The organism is Marinifilum fragile, assembly GCF_963677365.1.
In the GTDB taxonomy this organism is placed as follows: domain Bacteria; phylum Bacteroidota; class Bacteroidia; order Bacteroidales; family Marinifilaceae; genus Marinifilum; species Marinifilum fragile.
On sequence record NZ_OY781962.1, the window covers coordinates 2694391 to 2719573 of the forward strand.

The 25183-nt window shown below is 35.7% G+C and carries 21 protein-coding genes and 3 tRNA genes; 13 read left to right on the forward strand and 11 right to left on the reverse strand.

Features of this window, described 5'->3' with window-relative positions; translation table 11 throughout:
* Nucleotides 1-152 precede the first annotated feature (152 nt).
* Complete coding sequence (locus ACKPCA_RS10605) at nucleotides 153-1085, forward strand: bile acid:sodium symporter family protein (protein ID WP_321279063.1); 933 nt, start codon at nucleotides 153-155, stop codon at nucleotides 1083-1085.
* Between the two features lie 31 nt (nucleotides 1086-1116).
* Nucleotides 1117-1881, forward strand: coding sequence for an MBL fold metallo-hydrolase (locus tag ACKPCA_RS10610; protein ID WP_321279065.1), 765 nt, complete (start codon nucleotides 1117-1119; stop codon nucleotides 1879-1881).
* A 49-nt stretch (nucleotides 1882-1930) separates the two neighbouring features.
* Here the strand turns inward: ACKPCA_RS10610 and ACKPCA_RS10615 are convergent, their stop codons facing one another.
* On the reverse strand, nucleotides 1931-3103 hold the full coding sequence (locus ACKPCA_RS10615) for an MFS transporter (protein WP_054721110.1): 1173 nt from the start codon (nucleotides 3101-3103) through the stop codon (nucleotides 1931-1933).
* A gap of 326 nt (nucleotides 3104-3429) precedes the next feature.
* Here ACKPCA_RS10615 and ACKPCA_RS10620 point away from each other — a divergent pair.
* Together ACKPCA_RS10620 and ACKPCA_RS10625 are read left to right on the forward strand one after the other, a co-directional pair.
* Nucleotides 3430-3504, forward strand: a tRNA-Arg gene (locus ACKPCA_RS10620).
* A gap of 46 nt (nucleotides 3505-3550) precedes the next feature.
* Nucleotides 3551-3625: transfer RNA gene (locus ACKPCA_RS10625), tRNA-Arg, on the forward strand.
* Between the two features lie 84 nt (nucleotides 3626-3709).
* Here the strand turns inward: ACKPCA_RS10625 and ACKPCA_RS10630 are convergent.
* Entirely contained in the window at nucleotides 3710-5017 is a 1308-nt protein-coding gene (locus tag ACKPCA_RS10630; protein ID WP_321279067.1) for a hypothetical protein, read from the reverse strand.
* 157 nt (nucleotides 5018-5174) lie between these two features.
* Between ACKPCA_RS10630 and ACKPCA_RS10635 the strand changes: the two genes are divergently transcribed.
* Entirely contained in the window at nucleotides 5175-6983 is a 1809-nt protein-coding gene (locus tag ACKPCA_RS10635; protein WP_321279069.1) for an AAA family ATPase, read from the forward strand.
* Nucleotides 6980-7903, forward strand: coding sequence for an HNH endonuclease (locus ACKPCA_RS10640; RefSeq protein ID WP_321279071.1), 924 nt, complete (start codon nucleotides 6980-6982; stop codon nucleotides 7901-7903). The genes ACKPCA_RS10635 and ACKPCA_RS10640 overlap by 4 nt, the downstream gene beginning before the upstream one ends.
* Before the next feature lie 777 nt (nucleotides 7904-8680).
* On the opposite strand, the gene ACKPCA_RS10645 is transcribed toward ACKPCA_RS10640, so the two are convergent.
* From ACKPCA_RS10645 to ACKPCA_RS10665, 5 genes are all read right to left on the reverse strand, one after another.
* Nucleotides 8681-9163: a hypothetical protein gene (locus ACKPCA_RS10645; RefSeq protein ID WP_321279072.1), complete on the reverse strand. Its 483-nt coding sequence runs from the start codon at nucleotides 9161-9163 to the stop codon at nucleotides 8681-8683.
* Between the two features lie 124 nt (nucleotides 9164-9287).
* The gene (locus ACKPCA_RS10650) at nucleotides 9288-10751 is read right to left on the reverse strand and encodes a hypothetical protein (RefSeq protein WP_321279073.1); all 1464 of its coding nucleotides are present in this window, start codon (nucleotides 10749-10751) and stop codon (nucleotides 9288-9290) included.
* Nucleotides 10752-11015: 264 nt separating this feature from the next.
* Nucleotides 11016-11627, reverse strand: coding sequence for a hypothetical protein (locus ACKPCA_RS10655; protein WP_321279075.1), 612 nt, complete (start codon nucleotides 11625-11627; stop codon nucleotides 11016-11018).
* Nucleotides 11628-11817: 190 nt separating this feature from the next.
* Nucleotides 11818-12447: a LysE family translocator gene (locus ACKPCA_RS10660; RefSeq protein ID WP_321279076.1), complete on the reverse strand. Its 630-nt coding sequence runs from the start codon at nucleotides 12445-12447 to the stop codon at nucleotides 11818-11820.
* Between the two features lie 108 nt (nucleotides 12448-12555).
* A complete protein-coding gene (locus tag ACKPCA_RS10665) occupies nucleotides 12556-13401 on the reverse strand; it encodes a helix-turn-helix domain-containing protein (protein ID WP_321279077.1) in 846 nt (281 codons plus the stop codon).
* Nucleotides 13402-13750: 349 nt separating this feature from the next.
* On the opposite strand from ACKPCA_RS10665, the gene hpf reads away from it, so the two are divergent.
* From hpf to ACKPCA_RS10690, 5 genes are all read left to right on the forward strand, one after another.
* Entirely contained in the window at nucleotides 13751-14035 is a 285-nt protein-coding gene (hpf, locus tag ACKPCA_RS10670; protein WP_321279078.1) for a ribosome hibernation-promoting factor, HPF/YfiA family, read from the forward strand.
* 210 nt (nucleotides 14036-14245) lie between these two features.
* A complete protein-coding gene (locus ACKPCA_RS10675; protein ID WP_321282602.1) occupies nucleotides 14246-14725 on the forward strand; it encodes an RNA polymerase sigma-70 factor in 480 nt (159 codons plus the stop codon).
* A gap of 452 nt (nucleotides 14726-15177) precedes the next feature.
* Nucleotides 15178-16128 (forward strand): FecR family protein, encoded by a 951-nt coding sequence (locus ACKPCA_RS10680; RefSeq protein WP_321279080.1) that lies wholly within the window; start codon nucleotides 15178-15180, stop codon nucleotides 16126-16128.
* Between the two features lie 7 nt (nucleotides 16129-16135).
* Entirely contained in the window at nucleotides 16136-18715 is a 2580-nt protein-coding gene (locus tag ACKPCA_RS10685) for a TonB-dependent receptor (protein ID WP_321279082.1), read from the forward strand.
* A 4-nt stretch (nucleotides 18716-18719) separates the two neighbouring features.
* Nucleotides 18720-19631, forward strand: a complete 912-nt coding sequence (locus ACKPCA_RS10690) for a DUF4249 domain-containing protein (RefSeq protein WP_321279084.1) — start codon at nucleotides 18720-18722, stop codon at nucleotides 19629-19631.
* Nucleotides 19632-19698: 67 nt separating this feature from the next.
* Here the strand turns inward: ACKPCA_RS10690 and ACKPCA_RS10695 are convergent, their stop codons facing one another.
* Nucleotides 19699-20142, reverse strand: coding sequence for a (4Fe-4S)-binding protein (locus tag ACKPCA_RS10695; protein ID WP_054721069.1), 444 nt, complete (start codon nucleotides 20140-20142; stop codon nucleotides 19699-19701).
* A 253-nt stretch (nucleotides 20143-20395) separates the two neighbouring features.
* Here ACKPCA_RS10695 and ACKPCA_RS10700 point away from each other — a divergent pair.
* Nucleotides 20396-20468 (forward strand) — tRNA-Trp (locus tag ACKPCA_RS10700).
* Nucleotides 20469-20602: 134 nt separating this feature from the next.
* Here ACKPCA_RS10700 and ACKPCA_RS10705 read toward each other — a convergent pair.
* The 3 genes from ACKPCA_RS10705 to purB form a co-directional block, all read right to left on the reverse strand.
* The gene (locus ACKPCA_RS10705) at nucleotides 20603-20749 is read right to left on the reverse strand and encodes a hypothetical protein (RefSeq protein ID WP_157471486.1); all 147 of its coding nucleotides are present in this window, start codon (nucleotides 20747-20749) and stop codon (nucleotides 20603-20605) included.
* Nucleotides 20750-20919: 170 nt separating this feature from the next.
* Nucleotides 20920-22746 carry an ABC transporter ATP-binding protein gene (locus ACKPCA_RS10710; RefSeq protein WP_321279086.1) on the reverse strand — a complete coding sequence of 609 codons (1827 nt, stop codon included), beginning with the start codon at nucleotides 22744-22746 and terminating at the stop codon, nucleotides 20920-20922.
* Nucleotides 22747-22866: 120 nt separating this feature from the next.
* Complete coding sequence (purB, locus tag ACKPCA_RS10715) at nucleotides 22867-24204, reverse strand: adenylosuccinate lyase (RefSeq protein ID WP_054721067.1); 1338 nt, start codon at nucleotides 24202-24204, stop codon at nucleotides 22867-22869.
* Nucleotides 24205-24395: 191 nt separating this feature from the next.
* On the opposite strand from purB, the gene ACKPCA_RS10720 reads away from it, so the two are divergent.
* Nucleotides 24396-25178 carry an EI24 domain-containing protein gene (locus ACKPCA_RS10720; protein ID WP_054721066.1) on the forward strand — a complete coding sequence of 261 codons (783 nt, stop codon included), beginning with the start codon at nucleotides 24396-24398 and terminating at the stop codon, nucleotides 25176-25178.
* The last annotated feature ends 5 nt before the right edge of the window (nucleotides 25179-25183 follow it).

Genomic DNA, 25183 nt, shown 5'->3' on the forward strand with positions numbered 1-25183 from the left:
TATACCCAAAAAGATTCCAAATCTCCTCTATTTTTGCTTTTCCGCCTTTACACGATTCAGCCTTGTTTTCTATCTGGAATAATTCTAAATAATTTTGAAACCATTTAAAAAAGTTTCATCTTTACATCTAAATTATCATTTATCATTACAGAATGAAAGAGTTTGCTACAAAAATCATATTAAATAGAAACTTCATCTTGGTATTGGCAGTAATACTCGGCTTAGTCATTGGTCAACATGCTTCCCTGTTTAAGAATTACACTTTTTACGTACTGGCAGTGGTTATGACCTTCTCTACAACCGGAATATCGACAAAAGCCATGTTTCCATTAAAGAAAATGATCAAACCAATGATTATGGGCTCCCTTCTAAATTATGTGGTTTTTGGCGCAGTAGTGATTTCTCTTTCCTATTTCTTAATGCCTACCCCCGAATTGTTTTTAGGATTTGTTGTAATAGCCTCAACACCACCAGGCGTTGCGGTTATTCCATTTTCTCACATTTTAGATGGTGACTTAAAATATGCCATTGTAGGAACGTTGGGTGCATTCATATCTTCATTGTTTTTTGCTCCTTTAATCGTTGGATTATTCTCCAATGTTGACGGAGGCATAAATCCTGTAGACTTGTTCATTGCAATGGTTCAGCTGGTAATAATCCCTTTACTGATTTCTCGACTTTTATTGTGGAAACCAATAAAACCAACAATCGAAAAAGTGAGAGGTAGAATTGTTGATTGGGGATTTGCACTCATAATTTTTACTGCTGTAGGGTTAAACCGACAGGTATTTTTTTCTAATTTTGAAATACTCTTACTGGTTTCTTTGGTTTTATTTCTGGGGATTTTCGGTTTAGGATGGACTTTTGAGAAAATAAGCAAAAAAATTGGAGTTCCTGCTCCAGTTGCTATGACTCAAAATTTATTGGTAACGGTAAAAAGCTCTGGTTTTGCTGTGGTTACAGCATTAACATTGTTCGGTGAAAAAGCTGCAATTCCATCTGCTGTTTTAGCAGTATTTGTATTGGCTTATCTACTATTTCTATCCATCCGAAAAGAACTCAAAGATTCAAAAAAATCAAATTAACCGAAGGGTTGAATTCTGATTAGAACAAAGTATGGTAAAACTAACTTTTCTTGGAACTGGAACTTCTCAAGGCGTGCCAATTATTGCATGCAAATGCCCTGTTTGCTTATCTGATAATAAAAAAGACAAGCGATTGCGAACCTCTGTATTGATTACTGTTGACAATCAAAATATTGTAATTGATAGTGGTCCTGATTTCAGATACCAAATGCTACGTGCCGGTGTTGAAAATATATCCGCTATTCTATTTACTCATGAACACAAGGATCACACTGCAGGTTTGGACGATATAAGAGCATTCAACTGGGTAAACAAAACTGCCGTAAATATTTATGCAGAAAAGCGTGTTCAAGAATCTCTTAAAAAAGAATTTGCCTACGTTTTTGCTGAGTTTAAATATCCTGGCATTCCTCAAATGAATTTGATTGAGGTGAACAACGAACCTTTCCGAATAAATGGAACTACAATTCAACCCATCAGAGCCATGCACTTAAAACTACCGGTTTACGGATATCGAATAGGTGATTTGGCTTACATTACAGATGCAAACTATATCTCTCCCGAAGAGATGGAGAAACTAAAAGGCATCAAGGTATTGGTGGTGAATGCTCTTAGAAAAGAAAAACACATTTCGCATTACAACCTATCAGAAGCTATTGATTTGGTGAACGAATTGAACCCAGAAAAGGCCTACTTTACTCATATCAGTCACCAAATGGGATTCCATGATGAAGTTCAGGCAGAACTTCCTGAGAATGTTTATTTGGCTTACGATGAACTTACGATTGAAGTCTAACCGTCGAAAAGTAGAATTGTATATATGGGGTATTTGAGAGAAAAATCAATTACCTCTCCACTTTTCTCATAAAAATCACACTCACTCCACCAAGAACAAGAAAAATGCTTCCGGCCAGCATCAAGGCTGATGAAATACTGTAATGGTCGGTGTACCATCCCAGGAATGGTCCAATCACAGCAAAACAAATCCTGATGATAAAGTTACGCACCGATAAAACCGTGGCTCGCATATCCGATTCGGTAATTCTATTGATATAGTCCTTCAGTACCGGCGTAGCAATTCCTCGCACAAAATAGAAAAAGAAGAAAACGCCAACCCCAATTAAGGAGTGAAACCAACCACTTAAAATAAAGCCGCTTGAAATACCAATTACTATAAAAGTTGAAGTTCCAATTTTCCCCAGGTAACCCTCAACTCGGTGAGCCAACAAAGCCACAAAACCAACCGTTAAATTCAATAGGGTCCAAATCACACCAATGGTGCTCACTTCCATATCTAAATCCTTTAAATACGGCTGTATGAACCAGGCCAAAGTTAGCGTAGCACAACCAATCACCGATGAAAGCACAATGTTCCAACGAAGCTTTGCACTATCCCAAAGGGAGAACTTCACAATGTTTAAGATGTGTTTGAAACCAGCTTTCGATTTTTGGGAATCCTGATTGGGGTCCAAAAGTAAAAATGCTGCTGGTATTGCTATAAAGGCGATAAATGATTGCAGTACAAAAGGGGTTCGCAAACTAATTAGAGCCAAACTACCCCCCGCGATTCCGGCAATTGCTTCCGCAAAATTTCCAACAGACATTACCCTACTCTCCTGCTTTAGATATTCTTTTTCGCGATTCATTTTTAAAAGACTATCGTAAAGCATTGCCGAATCGGAACCCGAAATAAAACTGCTCCCTATTCCAAGAATTAATTCAGCAGCCAGAAAACCAGTAAATCCATAACTGAACGAGTAAACAACAAATCCTAAGCATCCCAATATTGCACCAAGAATCAATGATTTCTTGCGTCCCCAAACATCGGCCAGATATCCCGAAGGAATTTCAAGAACTACCACTGCAACAGAATAAATCCCTTTTAGGGTAAGTACATCTTGCATGCTCAAACCATTTTCTTGGTAAAACAGAACAATGATCGGCATGGTTAACATGAACCACTTGGCTATTTTAATAGCATACAGTTTGGGAATATTTCCTGCGTAAGTTCTTGACATTTTTACAATTTGAAATGCAAAGATAATTTCTCTGGTCAAATCTTAAAATATATTGACACAAGAGCTTCGATTAAGGACAAATTATTCCAGAATTGGATGAAAAAAAGAAGATTTTCACCCATGAATGATAGGCTCTATCCGAAGCATCTGCCCTATTCCCGCCCTACCAGCTAAAATATCATTGCCGCATGAAAATATTTTCAAAAATTATTCTTTCTGAAACCTAAGTATTTAGTGCCTTTTAGCCATATATCTGAAAAAAAAATCATAAAAACATTTGCTTAAAAGCGCAATTAATCCCTATATTTGCATCGCCTTTTAAGGATGGTCCAGTAGCTCAGTTGGATTAGAGCAACAGCCTTCTAAGCTGTGGGTCCCAGGTTCGAATCCTGGCTGGATCACAAAAACTTTCTTAAAAGTTTAAAAATTTAATGTTTCTATAAGGCCGGTCCAGTAGCTCAGTTGGATTAGAGCAACAGCCTTCTAAGCTGTGGGTCCCAGGTTCGAATCCTGGCTGGATCACGAAAGGGTAGCAATTTGCTACCCTTTTTTGTTTGTACTGATTTCTATCTCAGAATTGAAAGTTTACCTAATTACAACAACTCTTTACTCAAACTCTTCTACAGGCTCCTCCACTTCCATTCGTCCTTTTAACACATACTCGCGCAATCCATCTAAATTAGCGGTCTGCATGGCTTCAACCGAGAACTCTTCGTTGTGGAGTTTAAACAAATCGCCACATCCTGCCTCTTCGAACATGGCCGATAGTTTAGGATACTGTTCTGCATCAACATTCATAAAGGTACTCAGGCGATCAATCTTCCAGTAAGGCACATCGTTTTTGCCCAAACCACAGATGTCTTTCAGATCACTACCCTCAGGCGTTGAGAAGTGGGTGATAAACAAAAAAGTGCGAATCACGAAGCAATTGTCAAAAATCTGGCAAAAGAAATAGCCCACCTTCACATCGTACAAATGATATGGAATTAAAATATAGGAGCGCACATCATAGAAATGCTTAAAATGCACCAAATTTTCGAATAAATTATAATTCAGCGCCTCATCATCCAACAAATCCAAGCGCTCCTTCATTCTTTTTAGGGCATGCGATTGAATATACACAGGAATTTCATCCTTATCTGCATCATGAAATTCTTTAAAACCTTTAATGTTATAATTCAAATAACGTGGGGCATTTAGTCTGGGTAAAATCACCCGATAAGCCAAACGATTTTTCCCATGAATTTTAATACTTTTTTTAACCGCATGATATATTCCCATACGAGAGTTAAAATGCAAAATCGGATCTTTTGTCTCTAAGAACGTATGGGTTAAAGCAAGGGTATACACTTTATTGCGCACATCGGTGCAAACCGAAATTGCTTTATAAAAATGAAGAAAAACATTGTCAACAAACTCCTCAGAATTTAATTCAAATTTGGCAATATCTCCCAAGTATCTCCACAACTCAAACCTTCTTTCAGGAGAAATTTCCCATCTGTTCATCACTCTATGATAACAAAACAGCATATCCAATTCTCTTATGGAAAACCATCTGTTGTTATGCTTTATTATGGGTTCATGTAATCGCTTGTGCAGAAGCTGGCCCATATTTTTCAATTCTTTTCTTGGAATAAACTGCCCTTCCTCGGCTACCGGATTCGACAACCTAAAGTAATAACTGTACAGAAGTTGCTCTTCCAATTTATTAAATCGCATTTCGGTATCTTGCCGGGTAATTTCTTTCATAAACAATTGTATCTCTCGAACTACAATCCTAATCCCGTCCTTTCTCCTTAGTGGTTTACTTCTTATTTCCTTTTTTCCTGATTTCCTCTTCTTAGCCATAACAAAAGTCTTCTTTTCATAAGTTCCCCTATAATTTAATAAATAATTCCATCCATTATTAAACATTATATACTTTTTTACAGCAGATTATGAGATGAATTTCTTACATTTAAAAACTATAAAAGAGAATGAACGCTGACAGATCCTCTGGATGCTGTCAGGTTTTTCCGACCTGTCAGACTGCGAAGCTGCTGACAGCGTCTAACACAAAACACCTGATACTATGGAATTGCTATACGTTTGGATTGAAGACTATAAAAACATTAAAAAACAAGGCTTTAACTTTTCGCCAAAGCATCGATTCGATTTTGAATACGAAGAAGAAGATGGTAAAGTGATTGGTGGAACCCTACATCACAAAGAGAGAAATACAAACTATCCAAAAAAGTTCTTTGGTGAGAACATTAGTAATGTAACTGCTATTGTGGGTAAGAATGGGAGTGGAAAGACTAATTTACTCGATACTATTGTTCAAAATATTGGTATTACTATAGGAGCAAAAGGTTCTAAAAAATACAATTTTATTGCTGTATTTAAGAAAAAACACATCTCAAAAAATAATGTAAAGAATGAAGAAGATCAATTCTTTATAAGAACAAGTTCTCAATTCGGTACAATTGAACTACCGATGGATATTAAGATTGAACCATTGTATTTTGAATTGGATTCGAACAGCATCGGTTTTATGAATACAACATTTATATATTATTCTAACTTTCTTGATTTCAATATAATTAACACTGCATATCAAGGAAATGAATACATGAATATATCAAGCAACTTTATTTTACAGATAGATCAATATTTCGACTCCTATAAAAGAAAAAATTTATACGAGTTAATAAAATTCTGGAATGATCACAGAAATATATCATCCAAGATAAAAACTCCGAAAGCAATTGTATTTAATTTGAAAGAATTCGATTTGGATTTTGAAGTTAATGAGGGTGAGCATATTGATACTTTGGCTGATTTAAGTGTCTCAATTAGAAATTGGAAAAATAGCGTAAAATCAGTATCAACTGATATTTTTATTTCTTTATTAAAATTAATTATTCATACAGAAATAGAATTCTCAAATCAAAAGAAAATACCATTTGCTAAAATCCAACAATTAATAGATTCCAACCCTACCATAGAGGTTGCTAGATCTAAATTTGAAGAATATATTTCGAACTCTTATCTAAAATCATTATTAGAAGAAGCATACCAGTTTGCTAGATTTCTTGAAAATAGAGTTAACAGAAATAAGGATTATTTCATTCTCAGAATATCCTTTGATAATCTGAGAGATATGGATGACTTAAAGAAACTATTTCGTTATTTAGACAAATTTTCAAATAATAATCTATTCTGGTACCATTTCAGTTCTCTAATTGAGTTCTCCTATTTATTCAAAAACAATGAACAAGGAAATTTAAGTGCTGGCGAGTTTGCATTTTTCACTTTATTAATGAGGTTAAACAACACTCTTAAATCATCAAGTACTAAAAAAGATATTCTATTACTTATTGATGAAGGTGAAATTGGATTCCATCCTGAATGGCAAAAAGGATATATCAAGTTGTTTTTAGAAACCATACCTAAAATTAATAATCAAAGAAGTTACCAAATTATCTTTACTTCACACTCCCCATTCCTAGTTTCCGATCTCCCAAAAGACAATATCATCTTTTTAAATAAAAAAGATGATGGAATGTGTAAAGTTTGTGAAAAAGATGAACTACCTGATTACACCTTCGGTGCTAACATACATTCTCTTTACCGCAACTCTTTCTTTTTAGAGAATGGCTTAATGGGTGAGTTTGCGAAGGGCAAGATTGATCAAGTCATTCGAAATCTTAACAATGAACTTCAAAATGAAGAGGACAAGATGAGTCCTGGTGACATGCTATTTGTAATTCAACAAATTGGAGAACCATTATTAAAAAATAAACTTCAGGAAATGTTCGACCATTATGAGTTTGAATTAAATGATGAAATTGAAATACTTGAAGCAAAACTTGCTGAACTAAAAAGTAATAAACAATGATTCCAATTATAATTCCAGATACTCAAAAATCCCTAAATGTTCATTGGACTGGTGTAGAATCATTATTCTCAAAAGCTAATAAACAAGGTATACTCAAGTGGGTTAAAAGAAATGAATTAGAAACTTTACTAGGAAGTGAAGTAAACAAGCAAATTAAAAACCTAATACTTGCAACTCCATCTTTGTTAAGGCAAATTGTAAATAAAGTTGGAGGCGTTTTAAACACAAAGGATGCTCAGAATTTTAATTTGGGATTCATTAAAACCAAGTATAAATCTTTTACTAGCAGAGACCATTTGTATCGACCATCAGATCTGGCAGATAATTTAGGTATTAAAGTTTGTCCTTATTGCAATCGTACTTTCATTATATCCACAAAGAAGAAAAATGGGGAAATCAAACGAACAGATCAATTGGATCACTTTTTTCCGAAAAGTCGATATCCATATTTGGCTTTATGCTTTTATAACCTAATCCCATCTTGTTCTGCTTGTAACCACATCAAAAAAGAACAAGAAATTGGCTTATCCCCATACGAAATTAAACGTGCTGACGATGTGATAACATTTGAATGGAAACCCAAAGATTCTTCTTTTGTTTATCCTAAAGGAAATATCTTAATTACGCCTACTCCTAACACCAAGGTAAATGGACAAATGCAATCTAACATTGATGTATTTGGTCTAAAAGATCTATATCAAAATCATGAAGATATAGTGAAAGAACTACTCCTAAAAGGGGAAATCTACTCAAAAGAATACATTGATAGCTTAGTTGAATCTTTTCCTGATCTAATAGAAAATGAAGAGGTAGCCACACGCTTAATTACATGCAATTATACAAATGAAGAAGACCTCGGCAAGCGCCCCCTAGCTAAACTCACCAGAGACATCGCCCGCGAGGTAAAGTTTCTCAAGTAAGCCTGCCTAAAGGCTAGAAGATCTACCCATGCCTTATTCTTATTGATACCCTCACTCCAGTGAGAGCATCAAATCCATATGGCTGAGGGTATCACTCACATTGATGCTCTCAGTGAAGGCTAGCAAGGGCATAAGAATACAAAAAGAAAACAGATACAGCTCAAAATTGCTATCGGCGACCCCAAATTTGGGGTCTGGGATAGGAAAATTGCTGTCGGCAATAGCAATCTTGGTCTTGCACCCCGCAAGCTTTCCCTTTAAAGGCTCAGCTTAGGGCAAAAATCCCTCGACAAAGATGTAGGCATGCATCAATCAATCTCATCTGAGGCTCAAGTTTTCCCTAAATTTGGTCGGCATTGCCCTATTTTAGCTCGGCCTTTCTATTGGAAGGCTCAACATTGCTATCTAAAAAAAAGAACTCGCCTGAAAAATGGTAGCAATTTGCTATCCTGTACCTCAATTTTGTACTTCCCGACCCCAATGTCGAGCCTTCGGATAGGAAAATAGATGTTGAAAAGGGCAATGATGAGCCTCTGGATAGAAAAGTGGTAGGTTGATCTCTTATGCTTGAACAAATTTAAGCCAAAATGGAGCTGCAAGAAGACAATTGCGAGCCTGGCAAGAGAAAGATCGAGCAATTTTTCCCTTTCATCAAAATATGAAGGGGAAGTTTCCACCTACTATTGCATTTATTAGTTTATATAAAGATCTTGTAAACTGAGAAAGGATACCGTGCCGTGGTACCCTTTCCTTTTGAATCCATCAAACAGGCGAGTCTTACTCGTCTGTTTGTTCTTCGGTTTTCTTCACACCTCGGCCTGGAAAACGTTTCGACAACTCATCCAATTTATCCTGAGCTCCCGGATGTCCCATTTTGGCAGCATTCTTCATCAAACTATACACCATAAGTGAAGTTCGGTAAGCTTCGCTACCTGCCAATGCGTAAGAATCCTTAACAGCCGAAACAATCTCAGACAACTTGTAGTCAATAGAACGCAATGTTCCAATCGCCTCAACGTCGTGATCAAATGCATTAAAATCGACAAATCCGCCTAGCATCGCAGTTTCCTGTTTAGCTATTTCGTGCGACTTGTCTACAAAAGCCACTGATTTGTCGCCCATAATTAAAATGTCCTTCTTCTCTTCTTTCGGAAGAACTTTCAATTTAGCCAACAAAACATCATTTAAGGTTTGCAGAGCAGTATCGATCTGAGTTTGCTCCTCAGCTGTTAAAACCAAATCAAACAAATTCTTTTGCATGAACTTTAGTTTTAGATTAATACTAATAATATCAGTATCAATTTAATAATTCTTAAAGCTGCAAAAACTGATATTTGTCATAAATTACAAATATTAATTCTCATTTTGTAAAATGGGATTAAGCTTACACCTTCTCTACCTTCTTAATGCCTCTTCGGTTAAAAATGATTCGATAGCGACGATAACTGGTTTGATCATCCAGTTTGAAACGAATCACCATGTTCATGAAATAGACTTTTTCGCCCAATGTCTTTTCAAACTGGTCATCCTGTAGGTAGTAAAGTGGGATTTCAGGATTGTCCATTTTCTGGATAAATCGGGATACATTAAAACGAATGATATCCACAACCCCTGTAATGTTGTAGTTGCCATAGGAATTGTCCAAAGCCTTTTGATCCAGGCGAAGCAGCTTTCTGTAAAAAATGATTTTCTCTCCCACTCCACGGCTTTCCACATCCACAATTCTCGATCGGTTTCTGTGTTTCATCACACGAAGTGGAACCGTATCTTCGTGAACAAAGTCGAAACTCTCCTTACACCAACCAATTTTCTCATCTCCCTTTACGCGGATGATACTCTTATGATCGAAAAATCGCTTGTTGATTTTCCCCACCAAATAATGGCGGCTAAGGTCTTTGATCCGATCCTTGAGCATATAGATAATTACCAAAGCAACAAACAAAGGAATGGTAAAACTTCCCAGGCTCTGCTGAAACACAAAGGTAAGAGCTGCACCAATAATCATGGCCAATCCTGCGGCAATGCTGTACAGAATCTGAATCATGAATACCCCTTCTTTTTTCTTGCGGACCGAAAGCAATAGCTGTCCTTCGAAATACTTCTTAAAGGCTCCCCTGCGGTGCACAAACCATCGGTTTTTGTCGGTAGGCTTCTCCTCTATCACCAGGTAGTTTTTGCTTTTCTTGTAGGCTACCTCATCGCGCACCAGGTTTAGAATTTCCTGCTTGCGTTTTTCAATCTCCGGATCATTCACTTTGCGCAAACCTCGGTGCAAATAGTAGGAGTGCTCATCGAATTGATTGCTCATGAACTCATCCCCAAACAAAAAGTAATCGAACATCTCCTTCCGAACCGTAGGAACATTAACAATTCTTCTCAGCTCCCGGTATCGCTCCCCAATTCTTCGAACATTGCTCAGGTAATCCTTAATGAGATATTGGCGATCTTCGGCCTGTTCATTTCTAAGGATATGCTGAATCTCTCGGCGAAGAGCCGAACGAAGAATGGTATGAAACATACGGATGTGATACTCATAGTTCGCTTCATTCTTGGCAGTGGGATAATTGGCCACTTTCTGAAAGGAGTCCTCCAGGTACTTGAACACAGATTGATCGCCCACAGCAATTTCCCTTAGCAGGTAAGGCGGGGTAATCAAACGGATATTGGAATTAAAATCGTTGTAAAAGTCTTCCTTCTTGTAGGTGGATGGATTGATATCCAAACTGCTTGGAACGAACAACCAGGTTTTAATCGAAAACTCGTTTACCTTTCTTTCCTTGCTGGGTTCGTAGCCCATTTTTATCTCTACAGAAAACTTATCGTGTACTTTTACAACTTCATTTATCATTCGCCAGACTTCTTGTAATTAATGAGTAGGTGTGCTTTTCAATTGTTAAAGATACAGAATTCCTACCAATACATCTCCTCTTAGAAGCCCCATTTTTAAAGGGATAGCACTTATATCGTTTGCGGAATTAAGATTCTGTTTTTGTCAGCATGAGCTTTTTTAAAACTTAGCTTCAAGCTTGCATTAAAAAACCCGTTGAATTCAATCAACGGGTTCTTTACACAGCATTAACTGGCAAAACTAAAACGGATACATCCTAAAATATTATTCCGTAAATATTTTATATTTTTCGATTTCTTCTTTAGTCATCCAGTGCACATCTTCGGCTTTAGCAGCTTTAATTGTGAAAAAATAAAAATCTCTTGACCACTCTTTAGAATACCCTAAATCTTCGTAGTATTGAATATTGGGTCTATGCTCTGAACTACTTTCAGGAAAATCGATTGCTTGTTTTCCATCACTATCAGACCAAGAGTGCACACCTACCGCAGCTACACCTTCTTTTGTACGTTTTACACCAGCCAAAAAGAAATCAACTCCCCCCGATGCTATCATTCCTTTGTCTACAATATGTGTATTAATTCCTTTCTCTCTCAAAAGTTTACCAACTTTAAAATTCGTTTCATCGTCATTTGAGCCAGGAACCTCTACCGTCTTTATTAATTTAACATTTGGGTGACCTTCCAACATGTGTTTAAAATCGCTAAGCGTGCTCGATTTTATCTCACCTTTCATCAAAACAGTTTTGTTATCAGCTTGCACCTCAAAAATATCAAACTTAGACTGTAGCGAGTAATCTACATCATCTTTGCTACATGATACAACACTTAAACCTAAAAAAAACAGTAAAATAGATTTTGAAATTAATCCCTTCATTGTGCTAATTGTTAAAAGATTACAGCTTCTATTTTTCAAGCTCACTGTAATTTTACATTTGTAATTTGTTTTATCTATACTCAAAAGACAAACGCAAATGATGATACACGTACTAGATAATTCAGAAAAAGGCGCTAATGGCGCCTTTCTTGTTTGATCCTTCAGGATTATGAAATTGTATGTAAGTAGATTAATTTTCAGATAGCAGAAGCAAACTGGCCAAAACCGACAAAACACCAAACTTGCTCCATTGGGTGATCTTCCAAAATTTCTGACTGTTCAAATAGCGATTTAATCGTCCGGATAAGATCGCAATCAAGCTAAACACAAGCCAGGCCTGTATCATGAAAATAATCCCCAAAACAATCATCTGAACACTAATGCTTATATCAGATTTGCTGATGAACTGAGGCAAAAAGGCAATAAAAAACAAGGAAACCTTAGGGTTTAGCACATTCATCAAGAAACCTTTTCGAACCAGCTTGAATGCCCCCATTGGCACTTTTTGCTTTATCGATTCATTTTGATCTCCTTCGCCTTTACTTCTTAAGGCCGAAATGGCCAAATAGAACAAATAGGCAGCACCCAGGTATTTAATTACAGAAAAAACCAGGGCCGATTGCTGTATGATAATGGACAAACCCAAAGCGGCTGCCGAGGTATGCACCAAAACGCCAAGCGATAATCCCAGGGAAATGGCCAGGCCTGTGCGCTGTCCGCTACTTACACTCTCGGTCAACACAAAAATATTATCGGGACCAGGCATGATTGATAACACCACCGATGCCGTTAAAAAAGAAAGTATCATCTCTAATTCCATTCTACACAATTCTTTCGTTAGTATCGCAAGCAAATTAAATGGAAATGGAGCAAAATGGACTTGGCAATTTTCACATCAAATTGTGCCATTTGCATTTTGGCCCTATACTTATGGAAGAATGTTTAGCAATTGTTCTTTTAAATCGGAAGGCTTACATCCCAAATGTTTCTGAACAAATCGACTGTAGGAACTCTGACTGTCGAAATTCAATTGGTAACTGATTTCCTTATGAGTCAAGTCTTCGGCCAAAAGCATACTTTTGATTTCCAATACCAGCAACTCATGTATGATTTGCAAAGGTGTTTTTCCTGTTTTTGCTTTCAACTCGCTATTCAGTTTGCTCAGCGAAACATTTAACATTTTTGCATAATCGGCAACCAGTCGAATTTGCTTAAAATTGCTCTCTGCCAAATCGATAAAGCGATGTACCAAAGCATCATGTTTCGAACTTTCAGCCTTTTGCGGAAGGATGTCCAAAATTTGAAAAAACACATAAGCGAACAGATGCTTGATTTGATGCATTTTGTACTCTCCTTGGGAAAAATACAGCTCCTTTAATTGTGTAAAGCCATTATAAAGCAAATCGAAATTCTCCGAATTGAGCTGAGTATAAGGATTCTTTCGAAGTATCTTCATAAAATCGCTTTGAACGGGCAACAAACTGGCTTGCAAAAATTCTTTGGTAAACTGAATGATGATGCCATTCTCTTCCTTCTTGCGCTTCAGTAAATGCACTTGCTTGGGCATTACCACATACAATGATTTACCAGTAATATGATATTCTTTAAAATCAATCAATTGTGATCCTATCCCACCATTCTCAAACAAGAAGATCTCAAAATAATCGTGCCTGTGAATCCTTGTAAAATCATACACAGGTTTGTGATCTATTTCCATCATTTGAAAAGACAAATGATCGCGATTCGCATTTTGTAACTCCTGTATCTCCATCATCTATTTGGTATTGGAAAGAAGATGCAATCTAATTGATTTTTATCAAAAATCCATATAGCATTTTTTCCAGATAAATATCAGGCTCCAGCAAATTATTTTTAACATTTAAAAATTTATTTTTTTAGTTTGCTTATTTTGAACACTTTGAAAATTAACATTTGTTAAACTTCAATAAAAACGCATTTTTCGTTTCGTAAGCTTAAAATTTTTGCTTAATTTCAGGGTAGAAAGATTAATCAAAAAGGCTTAACGAAGCCGAACATATGCGCAGAAAAAAACCGGTTTACACTTATCAGAATATTAACTTATCCACTTGTGGATATTAAATATAGGAGGAATTGTGATGAACATGAAAATGCAATCCGTAGGTTTTAAAGCAGATAGCAAATTAGAAGCTTTTATTAACCAAAAACTTAAAAAGCTTGAGAAGTTGGAAAACAATATTACAGCTTATGATGTAATATTAAATGTTGACAAAGCGAGTAATAAGGAAAATAAGGTTGTTGAGGTGAAAATGCAGGTTCCAGGATCGGAACTATTTGCCAAAAAACAAAGCAAAACATTTGAAGAAGCAACAGATTTGGTAGCAGATGCACTTCGAAGCCAAATTCTACGATATAAAGAAAAGAGATAATCCTCGAACAGAAACGGAGCTAATGAGCTCCGTTTTTTTTTATTTTACATCCCTCCAACACTTTCGTTAACTTTTCTTCACATTTATTTTAACAATTTAATAGGATAATATTTCTATTTTTGATCGCAGCGAACGAAAATTGAAATACAATTGTCCCACTCTACCCTCAAAATTGATTTTAATAGTTGTTTCAAAGAGTATTATTCTCCTTTGTGCAATTATGCCTATTCATTTCTAACTGATCCAGATCAGTGCGAAGATTTGGTACAGGACATTTTTCTTAAAATTTGGGATTCTCCTCCTAATATCAATACATCCATCTCCTCTTATTTGTATAGGGCGGTTAAGAATGCTTGCATCAGTCAAATGAAAAAAAATGTACAGCAAAGTATTCTTCCTATCGAGGAAGTAGAAGATCCTATCGATACTCCTTTTGAGATCAATCGAGAGGAGAATCTTGCCAGGATAAGATCGAAAGTGGAACTTGCCGTTGAGAATTTACCCCCCAAATGCAAAGAGGTATTCATCATGCGCAGAAATATGCAGATGTCCTATCTTGAGATCTCTGAACACCTCAACATTTCTAAAAAAACCATCGAAAACCAGATGAATACGGCAATTAAAAAATTAAGAGCTCAATTGGATAAAAATGACTTGCTGATTTATTTCTTGATGATGGTGAAAGAGTAACAGTGATCAGTGAACAAAAAGATTACAGTTTTAGAATTCATACAAACATTTCCATTCAACGAACAATCATCTCATCACATTCGCGACCTTTCTAGAGTCTACTTGAATTTAATGAAAACATTTAATTAGATGAAGAGCCTTTAATTTCGGAATTCTCCCTTTTCAGGGGAGATCCCGACAGGGAGAGGGGTGTGTTTAATTAAGTTTCTCATTATTGCACCCTTTTGCCTGTCGACATTTTCCCTAAAAGGGAAAAATTGAAATGGAAATGTAAGGTTCAATTAATTATTATCTATTGAGGAATTCTTTGAATCGATGAAAAACACTGCCAATGATACACTACTTTCACCTTTTTGTAAAAAAAAATGAGAATTCTATAGGGGTAAATCAGGTTTAGTTGTCTTACCTATAGAATTGCAATTTATTTATACATGTATTAAGATTTCAGGGCCATGAAAATTAACACAGAAATATTAACTGATTATTTAAACGAGCTATGTGATAATAAAACAAAACAGGCAGTGGAAAATTGGATGGAGGAAGATCCTGCTAACCAAAAATACTTTGACGAGTTAAGGTTTTATTGGGAATGCAAATTCTCATCCGCAAAGAAAATTGAATTTGATTCGAAAAAAGCTTACAGTAAATTATTACAAAAGAAAAACTTACAAAAGCGTATTAAAATTCGCCGTTACCTGCAGTATGCGGCAGCAATTGCAATACTAATGGTAAGTGGAATCACATCATATTTATATATGAATACCAGTTCGGATCAAACATTGGTTGTAAATAATATTGCAAATGAAAAGTTGTTGAATCTGCCTGATGGAAGTACGATTCTGTTGGCCCAGGGAAGTAGCATTAAGCATTCGAAACACTTTTCAGAAAAAGTGAGAGCAATTGAGCTTACAGGGGAAGCTTTTTTTAATGTAGCAAAGGACAAAAACAGACCATTTATCATCACCACCAGTCAAACCCAAACAAAGGTTGTTGGAACATCATTTCGAATTTCGGAAGCTATTGGCAATACCTTTATCGAGGTAGAATCGGGAATCGTTGAGTTTAGGGGAAAAAATGAACCAACAAATAAGGTACGGCTGGTGAGAGGTGATAAAGCGAAGTTTATTACCGAGCAACATGTAATTCTTAAAAGCACAAATGACTCTCATCATTCAGAAATAAAAATTCAGTATTTAGCATATCAGAACAAAAGTTTAAAGTCGATATGTAGTGATTTAAATGAACTATTTAATGTAGATATCAGATTGGAAGGAGAAGCAGTTCCACAACTCAGGTTGACAGCAGTATTTGAAAATCAAAATCTTGAAAACATCCTGGAAACCATCTCATTTACCTTAGATCTTGATATCGAAAAAAACAATTCGTACATCCTACTAAAATAATTTGTACATGAGAAATATATTTCTTTTTCTAACAGCAATATTCATGCTGTTGGGGATGAATACGGTAATGTCTCAATCGAAAGACACCCAAACCATTAAAACCAATCAAGAAGCTTATTCCTTTGTGGATTTAATGGATTTGATTAAAAACCAAACAAAATTGAATTGTACCTACCCTAGTGCAGAACTTGGGGAGAAGAAAATTTATCTGGGCAAAAAATCTTACCAACTAAGAATATTGCTGGATAAGGTTTGTTTGCAGCTACAATTAAAATACAAAATCATTGGAAATCAGATTGCTTTTAAAAAGTACCCAGCTAAAAAAGTTACCATTAGTGGATATATAAAAGATGCAAACAATGGTGAAGACTTAATTGGTGCTGCCTTTTATATCAAAGAGCTAAAAAAAGGGACCATTACCAATCCATATGGTTTTTACTCCTTAAGTGTTCCTGCTGGTTTTTACACGCTTAGCTATTCTTTTTTGGGTACAAAAACTCAATCAAAAGTTTTGGAAGTTACTGATAACCTGAATTTAAATATCGATTTGTCTTCGGATAACCTCCAAATAAAAGAAGTTATCGTAAGAGGAGATGCTGCAGCCAGCAATGTTGAACGAGCTGAAATGAGTGTGGTAAAAATGCCGGCAACAACCATAAAAAAGCTGCCTGCCTTAATGGGTGAGGTCGATCTAATTAAGGCGGTACAAATGCTTCCTGGTGTAAAACCTGCTGCCGAAGGTTCGAGTGGTTTTAGTGTTCGAGGAGGTAATCCAGACCAAAACTTGCTGCTTCTCGATGAAGCTCCTGTGTATAATGCTTCTCACTTGCTTGGCTTTTTCTCTATTTTTAACAACGATGCTTTAAGCGATATGAAGCTTTACAAAGGAGATATTCCTGCTGCTGTAGGTGGACGTCTTTCTTCTTTTCTGGACATCAGAATGAAAAACGGAAACAGCAAAAAGTTTAGTGGAAATGGTGGTATTGGTACTGTTTCATCAAGGTTAACTCTTGAAGGTCCAATAGGCAAAAACGAAAAGACCTCTTTCATGCTATCGGGAAGAAGAAGTTACGCCGATTTGTTCCTGAAGTTATCTTCCGACGAAGATGTGAAAGACAATGTCGTTTACTTTTACGATGTAAATGCAAAAATCAACCATCGCTTTAATGATAAAAACCGTCTTTTTATATCAACCTATTTGGGTAAGGATGTTTTTAAAAGCAACGAAAACGAGTTGAACTATGGAAATCGTACGGTTAGTTTGCGTTGGAACCATCTGTTCTCAAACAAATTGTTTTCCAATGCTACTTTCCTATATAGTAAATACGATTACGAATTATCAAATAAATTAGGAGCCGATGCTTTTAAGTGGAAATCGAATATGGAAGATTATTCGGCAAAACTTGATTTCAATTACTTCTTAAATGCCAATAACAACATCAAATTTGGTGGAATTATTACTTATCACAAATTTGAGCCAGGTCATGCGTTTGGCTTAGGAGAGCAATCTTTTCTTTCAGACTATCGCGTAAATGAGTCAAATGGATTAGAAGAAGCATTATACATTTCCAATGAACAAAAAATTGGCGATCGCCTGACCTTAAAATATGGATTGCGCTTTAGCATGTTCAATAATATAGGTAAAGGAACCGTTTATGATTTTGATGAAAATTACAATGTTGTTGATTCAACAACTTATAAGAATGGTGATATTTTTAATACATATACTAATTTGGAGCCTAGGTTCGGTCTTAAATACATGCTTACTCCTACTTCTTCGGTAAAGGCAAGTTATTCAAGAACCACTCAATACATGCAGCTGACTCAAAACTCTACAGGTGGCTTACCTTTAGATATTTGGTTTCCAGCCTCTCCAAATGTAAAACCTCAAACTTCTGACCAATTCGCTTTGGGATATTTCAGAAATTTTAGGGACAATACCATTGAAATGTCTTTGGAAGGATATTATAAAAAAATGAATAACTCTATCGATTTTAAAGACTTTGCAGAATTACTACTAAACAAGCATTTAGAGGGAGAATTGCGAACAGGATCGGCAGAAGCTTATGGTTTTGAATTAACAACCAATTTAACTTTCAACAGCCTACAAGGTTGGATTGGATACACATATTCCAGAACAAAACGAACAATTGAAGGCATTAACGATGGAAAGTCATATCGTTCACCTTACGATGTTCCGCACAATATCAAAGCTGCATTGAGCTATAACTTGACAAAAAGAACAAGCATTTCGGCCAATTTTACCTATTCTACCGGATCTCCGGTTACCTACCCTGTAGGAAGAGCAGAATACCAAGGCGCATTGATAAAAATCTATTCGGGTAGAAACTCCTATAGAATGCCCGATAATCATCGCTTAGATTTGGCATTAACTTTAAAAGGCAAAAAGAAACCTGGCCGTAAATGGGAAGGCGAATGGAATTTCTCATTGTACAATGCTTATGGCAGAAAAAATCCATGGTACGTTAGTTTCAAGCAGGATGATGACAATCCTAAGGTAATGAAAGCTGAAAAAACCTACCTATTTACCTTTGTTCCTTCAATCACTTATAACTTTAAATTTTAGAATGATGCAAACTAAAATATTAATTCCATTTTCGTCATTTGCAAACAAACAGTTGAAGTGCATTTGTTTGTTGATGTTTACAATGATTTTTTCATCATGTACCGAAGAGATTAATGTTGATGTTGATAGTGGAGAAACCCGCTTATCAGTTGAAGCTGCTGTTACATCTGATTTAACAAAACACCATGTAATCCTGAAAGAAACAAGTGATGTCTTTTTCAACCAGGATGCCATACCCGTTCGCAGTGCTAAAATTACCGTTACTGACGGCAAAACCACCTATAACTATCAAGAAACTAAACCAGGATACTACGAAAGCGAAGAGGCATTTGCTGGTCAACCAGGTAACACATATTCTTTGTCAATTACAAATGTAGATGTAAATAAGGACGGAACATTAGAAGAATATTTGGCCAGTTCAATAATGAAATCAAATTACGTCATAGATTCTATAAAAATGCATTTTGATCCTGATTACGAATCCTATGACGAAGATGTTGATAAAGGACCATTCTGGTTAGTTTCTCTTTATATGAAAGATGATATTAAAACAGAAGATTATTATGGTTTTGCCTGCAGAATAAATGATGTGCTGATACAAGATACAATTACAGAAATACTGGTTCAAAAGGACACCTACTTTAATGGTGAAACCTCAAAAGGTGTTGATGTTGGTGAGTTTAACCAGGAAAAAACAGATGAAATACTAAAAGACAATGATATAATTACTCTGGAAACCTATGCAATCAGTGAAGAATATTACGACTTTGTGAGCCAACTTCAAGAATTGGATGAAGGCCAAAATATGTTTTCAGGACCTCCTGGAAATATTACTTCAAATATTTCTAATGGGGCCATTGGATTTTTTGCTGTCTACTCTATTACTCGAACCACTATTGTTCATCGAGACAAGTAATGCAGACAGATATTTGATATTTAAATGATTTTATAAGTAAAAAGAGCACTGGATTAAGTGCTCTTTTTTATTCCTTAAAACCAATATCCTGATGCGAACCATCACAGAATGGTTTATTTTTCGAAGCTCCACACCTACAAAAATAACAAGTATCTTCCATAGATTCCCGCTTTCCATCCGATCTAACAAGTGTAATTGGCCCTTCAACCATCAATGGCCCGTTGGTCATAACTTCAACTTTTTTACCAGTTTCCAAAGCTTTAATTGGCCCCTTATCAGCCTCATCCTCCTCAGGAGAATTCATGTAAAAGGATAAAGCACGAGATGGACATTTTTGCACCTGCTTAATAATTGATTCCGTATCCGATCCTTGCATTTTGATCCATGGACGTGTTCCTGGTTGAAAAACTGTTGGCAAACCTTTAAAACAGATTCCGGCATGAATACAAATAGCCGAATCATAAACCACAGTAACCTCTCCGTTTGAATATTCCTTTTTTGTATTCTTCATGATTTCTTATTTTGATGTTAGATTGTCACCTTTTAATTTACCACATTTTTAAAAAAATTGCAGATTTTTATTTAAAAGCCTAAAAAAAGTTCTTATGACAATTCCCTCATCCTGAATCTCCTGCAATAACAAGCAAAGTTAAGCTGATTAAATTCCTAATTTTAGCATGAAAAAGCTCTTGCAGATCTAAAAAAATGTTCTACTTTTGTCGCAGACTTTTGAGAAACGATAGTCCTAAAGTCTACAAAAACACACGGGTGTAGCTCAGTTGGTAGAGCACTGGTCTCCAAAACCAGGTGTCGGGAGTTCGAGTCTCTCCTCCCGTGCAAGACCTTCCATTTTTTGGAAGGTTTTTTTGTTTCTATATAAAACAAAACCGCCCGAAGGCGGTTCTCTGTTTTTAATTGTTCCAATACTAATATTATTTCACTCTGGTATGAAGAGTCACCTATCGGTGATTTCACACACGCTCTTTCAATAAATAATTGTCTGCTATTTCCTGATGATTTTCTCGGTTTATTATGTTTTTAAATCCTCTCTTTGATTTCTTCGATTGAGGTCGTCTTCTCTTTTCTCTGGTCTGTTCAGCTCTAAAAGTTTTAGACATAACATCAAAATTTTAGTTCTTCAAAAATCATATTGTCAGATATTTGTACGAGAAAAGGTTTTGTAGCGTTACATTTTTAATTCACAATCCTTATCATTTTCTATAATGATCAAAAAAAAGATGGACCAATAAAATGATCCATCTTTCTCTAGCTATTATTCTTTTAAATACTACAATAGCTGCATATCATACAGTTTCTTGTAGGCTCCATCTTTCTCGATTAATTCATCGTGTTTGCCTCGTTCTACAATTTCTCCTTCATGGAAAACACAAATTAGGTCTGCATTCTTCACTGTTGATAGTCGGTGTGCAATCACCAATGAGGTTCTGTTCTCCATTAATTTATCCAATGCATCCTGCACCAATCTTTCTGACTCCGTATCCAAAGCTGAGGTAGCCTCATCCAAAATCATAATTGGTGGGTTTTTAAGAACTGCACGTGCAATACTCAATCGCTGACGCTGTCCTCCTGATAGTTTACTACCACGATCACCAATATTGGTATCGTAACCATTCTCTGTTGCACTGATAAAGTCATGAGCATTGGCAATTTTTGCGGCGGCAATTACATCTTCCATTGTTGCGTTCTCAACCCCAAAAGCTATGTTGTTAAAAATAGTATCATTAAAAAGAATTGACTCCTGATTCACATTCCCCATCAGATTGCGCAAGTCTTTCATTTTGTAGTCACGAATGTCTACCCCATCCACATTAATACTACCTTCATTTACATCATAAAATCTTGGCAATAAATCAACAAAAGTAGTTTTTCCAGAACCTGATTGACCAACTAATGCAACAGTTTTTCCTTTCGGGATCTCCAAATTTACATTCTTCAACACATTCCTTTCTCCATTGTAAGAAAAAGCAACATTCTTATATTCTATTGACTCTCCAAAAGTTTCTACTGGTTTGGCATTATCTTTATCCACAATACTAGATTCAACATCAAGTAATTGATCAATACGATCCATTGCTGCCAACCCTTTATGAACACTATACATAGCCTTTGAAAAGTGTTTCGCAGGGTTAATAATAGAATAAAACATTCCTAAATAAGCAATAAAAGCAGAAGCACTCATATTTCCACTTCCTTCCAAAATCAACTTACCACCATAACACAGTATAATAATAATCACAATGGTTCCCATCAATTCACTCATTGGATGAGCCAAAACATAACGTCTCATCATACTATTCATGATTCTTCGATATTCATTACTCTGAACACCAAATCTATCATTCATTTTCTCTTCTGCATTAAATGCTTTAATGATACGAAGTCCAGACAAGGTTTCCTCTATTGTACTCAAAATATCTCCCATCTTATCCTGCCCAGCTCTAGATGTTTTCTTTAAAGACTTCCCAACTTTACCAATAATATAACCTGCAATTGGTAAAAGTAAGAAAACAAATAAAGTTAGTTGGGCACTCATAAGTATCATTCCAAACAGATAAACAACAATTATAATAGGGTTCTTAAAGATCATGTCTACCGAACTCATTACCGAGTTTTCAACCTCTTGCACATCGCCTGTTGATCTTGAAATAATATCTCCTTTTTTCTCCTCAGTAAAGAAAGGCAAGGGTAAACTTACAATCTTGTTATATATAATTTGTCGCATATCGCGAACCACCCCATTTCGAATACTAACCGAATGATAAGATCCTAAGAAAGTGAATAAAACTTTAAAGAAAACAACTCCCAACAGAATCGCTCCAACATAAATAAGGGCAACTACAGCTCCATATTCTTCTGTTAATAAATTTGAGTAGTAGTAAAAATTATTTTTTAATACCTCTGCTGAAAATTCAAATGGTAATTTCTCAGTTACCACTTCAGAGTTAAGGCCAAATATGGTATTTAGTACTGGTACCATAACCCCAAAAGAAACCGCTCCAAATAAAGCACCCAATAAATTATATAAAAACATCATCCCTAGGTCCATCTGATAGGGAGGGAGGAATCGCTTAAGAACCTTAATAAAATCTTTCATTAAAAGTATAAATAGTTAAATAAGAATATTGGGAACTTAAGAATTTGCCCAATAAAAATAGGCTGTAAAAGTACAACTCTTACAGCCTAAAAACAAAGTATTAACAAATATTAATATTTTCTAGATTCCTGTATAATTATCAGGACTAATTGTTTTCAATTGAGCTTTCAAATCATCACCAATCTCTAGTGTATCGATAAATTCAGCAATACTTTCTCGAGTAACATGAGTATTGGTTCTAGTCAAAGCTTTTAATGCCTCATAAGGATTTGGATATCCTTCGCGACGCAAAATGGTTTGAACAGCTTCTGCAACCACTGCCCAGTTTGCTTCCAAATCAGCTTCAAAAGCTTCTTTTGAAATCAATAGTTTGTCTAAACCTTTTAATAAAGATTTAAAAGCAATGATGGTATGTGCAAAAGGAACGCCGATGTTTCTTAGTACAGTTGAATCCGTTAGGTCACGCTGCAAACGAGAAACTGGCAACTTAGTAGCCAAGTGTTCGAAAGTAGCATTCGCCAATCCTAGGTTACCTTCTGAATTTTCAAAATCGATAGGATTCACCTTGTGTGGCATTGCTGAAGAACCAACTTCACCTTCCTTGATTTTCTGCTTGAAATAGTTCATGGAAATGTAAGTCCAGAAGTCACGGTTCAAGTCAACCAAAATGGTATTGATGCGTTTCAAGTTATCGAAAATCGCACCCATATTATCGTAGTTCGAAATCTGAGTTGTTAACTCTTCTCTCTCTAGTTTTAAAATATCATTTACAAAGTGATTCCCAAATTCTTTCCAATCCACTTCAGGATAGGCAACATGATGAGCATTGAAGTTACCTGTTGCACCACCAAATTTAGCAGAACAAGGAACGCTCTTTAACAAATCCAATTGTCTTTTCAATCGGTAAACGTACACTTGAATTTCTTTTCCCAAACGAGTTGGAGAAGCTGGCTGACCATGAGTACGAGCCAACATTGCAATTTCTTTCCAATCTTCAGAAAGACTTTCCAATTTCGCAATCAACTGATCCAACAATGGGTAATATACATCGTAAACAGCATCACGCAAAGAATATGGAGTTGCAGTATTGTTAATATCCTGAGATGTCAATCCAAAGTGGATGAATTCTTTGTATTTCTCTAATTTTAAAGCATCGAACTTTTCTTTAATAAAATACTCAACTGCCTTTACATCGTGGTTGGTTACACTCTCAATATCCTTTACTTTTTGCGCATCCTCAACGGTAAAATCAAGGTAAATGCTACGCAAATCAGTATATAAATCTTTGCTAAAATCTTTCAACTGTGGAAGAGGAACCTCGCAAAGAGCAATAAAATATTCTACTTCAACCAACACTCTGTACCGTACCAAAGCGTACTCTGAAAAATACTCACCCAATACGTCTACTTTGTCACGGTAACGCCCGTCAACCGGCGAAATTGCTATCAAACTTTGCATTTCTAAAATATTAAATATCAATAATGGTTATTTAGAGTCACAAAGGTAATTAAAAGCTATGAAATGTAAGAAGTCTGACGCAATATATTAACCTGAGTTCGATTAAAGATTTTGGATTCAGGTTCTTTTGGTATTACACATTTAATCTTATTTTTGTTAAAGCACAATTGTCATCTTACATCTATAAAAACATGAAACTGATTAAAGATTTTGGATTTGGTTTACGCACTTATTCGGAAGCCTTAAATTATATATTTAGAAAAAGACTGGCTTGGTTCTTTATTTTTCCTTTATTGCTGAATATTCTTCTATTCTGGGTTGGATGGGATTATATTGGCTCGTTATCGGACCAAACTCAAACCTACCTGCAAAATTGGTTAGATCTTGAAAATGCTGATTTTTGGGGTTCTGGATTTCTAAAGGCTACAATTGGTGGATTTATCTGGATTGTGTTCAAAGTTCTCTTTTTCCTAATTTTTGCATACTTCGGGGGTTATATCATCATCATTATCATGTCTCCAGTGTTCTCTTACCTATCAGAGCGAACCGAGAAAATTAAAACTGGTAACGATTATCCTTTTGAATTCAGACAACTGGTTAAAGATATTATTCGCGGAGTATTTATTGCCCTTAGAAACCTTTGCATAGAGTTGCTATTAACCGCATTAATGTTTATTCTAAGTTTTATCCCAATTATTGGTTGGGCTTCAGCCATAATTCTGTTTTTCATTTCGGCTTACTTTTATGGATTTTCATTTTTAGATTATGCCATTGAAAGAAAAAGACTAAGCATTAAGGAAAGTGTGCAATTCATGAGAGAAAACAAGGGAATTGTAATTGCAAATGGTTTTGTGTTTTCGCTATGCTTGATTGTTCCTTTCTGTGGTGTTTCTTTCTCAAGCTTTGCAGCAATTGTATCGGTTGTAGCCGGCACATTAGCTGTTAATGAAATTTGGGAAAAAGAGAAGCACTAAATCTT

What these genes read in the sequence shown, in the direction of transcription:
- ACKPCA_RS10605 (WP_321279063.1), top strand. Translation starts at nt 153, where the DNA reads ATGAAAGAGTTTGCTACAAAAATCATATTAAATAGAAACTTCATCTTG.
- ACKPCA_RS10610 (WP_321279065.1), top strand. Translation starts at nt 1,117, where the DNA reads ATGGTAAAACTAACTTTTCTTGGAACTGGAACTTCTCAAGGCGTGCCA.
- ACKPCA_RS10615 (WP_054721110.1), bottom strand. Translation starts at nt 3,103, where the DNA reads ATGTCAAGAACTTACGCAGGAAATATTCCCAAACTGTATGCTATTAAA.
- ACKPCA_RS10630 (WP_321279067.1), bottom strand. Translation starts at nt 5,017, where the DNA reads ATGTTTAATAATGGATGGAATTATTTATTAAATTATAGGGGAACTTAT.
- ACKPCA_RS10635 (WP_321279069.1), top strand. Translation starts at nt 5,175, where the DNA reads ATGGAATTGCTATACGTTTGGATTGAAGACTATAAAAACATTAAAAAA.
- ACKPCA_RS10640 (WP_321279071.1), top strand. Translation starts at nt 6,980, where the DNA reads ATGATTCCAATTATAATTCCAGATACTCAAAAATCCCTAAATGTTCAT.
- ACKPCA_RS10645 (WP_321279072.1), bottom strand. Translation starts at nt 9,163, where the DNA reads ATGCAAAAGAATTTGTTTGATTTGGTTTTAACAGCTGAGGAGCAAACT.
- ACKPCA_RS10650 (WP_321279073.1), bottom strand. Translation starts at nt 10,751, where the DNA reads ATGATAAATGAAGTTGTAAAAGTACACGATAAGTTTTCTGTAGAGATA.
- ACKPCA_RS10655 (WP_321279075.1), bottom strand. Translation starts at nt 11,627, where the DNA reads ATGAAGGGATTAATTTCAAAATCTATTTTACTGTTTTTTTTAGGTTTA.
- ACKPCA_RS10660 (WP_321279076.1), bottom strand. Translation starts at nt 12,447, where the DNA reads ATGGAATTAGAGATGATACTTTCTTTTTTAACGGCATCGGTGGTGTTA.
- ACKPCA_RS10665 (WP_321279077.1), bottom strand. Translation starts at nt 13,401, where the DNA reads ATGATGGAGATACAGGAGTTACAAAATGCGAATCGCGATCATTTGTCT.
- hpf (WP_321279078.1), top strand. Translation starts at nt 13,751, where the DNA reads ATGAAAATGCAATCCGTAGGTTTTAAAGCAGATAGCAAATTAGAAGCT.
- ACKPCA_RS10680 (WP_321279080.1), top strand. Translation starts at nt 15,178, where the DNA reads ATGAAAATTAACACAGAAATATTAACTGATTATTTAAACGAGCTATGT.
- ACKPCA_RS10685 (WP_321279082.1), top strand. Translation starts at nt 16,136, where the DNA reads ATGAGAAATATATTTCTTTTTCTAACAGCAATATTCATGCTGTTGGGG.
- ACKPCA_RS10690 (WP_321279084.1), top strand. Translation starts at nt 18,720, where the DNA reads ATGCAAACTAAAATATTAATTCCATTTTCGTCATTTGCAAACAAACAG.
- ACKPCA_RS10695 (WP_054721069.1), bottom strand. Translation starts at nt 20,142, where the DNA reads ATGAAGAATACAAAAAAGGAATATTCAAACGGAGAGGTTACTGTGGTT.
- ACKPCA_RS10705 (WP_157471486.1), bottom strand. Translation starts at nt 20,749, where the DNA reads ATGTCTAAAACTTTTAGAGCTGAACAGACCAGAGAAAAGAGAAGACGA.
- ACKPCA_RS10710 (WP_321279086.1), bottom strand. Translation starts at nt 22,746, where the DNA reads ATGAAAGATTTTATTAAGGTTCTTAAGCGATTCCTCCCTCCCTATCAG.
- purB (WP_054721067.1), bottom strand. Translation starts at nt 24,204, where the DNA reads ATGCAAAGTTTGATAGCAATTTCGCCGGTTGACGGGCGTTACCGTGAC.
- ACKPCA_RS10720 (WP_054721066.1), top strand. Translation starts at nt 24,396, where the DNA reads ATGAAACTGATTAAAGATTTTGGATTTGGTTTACGCACTTATTCGGAA.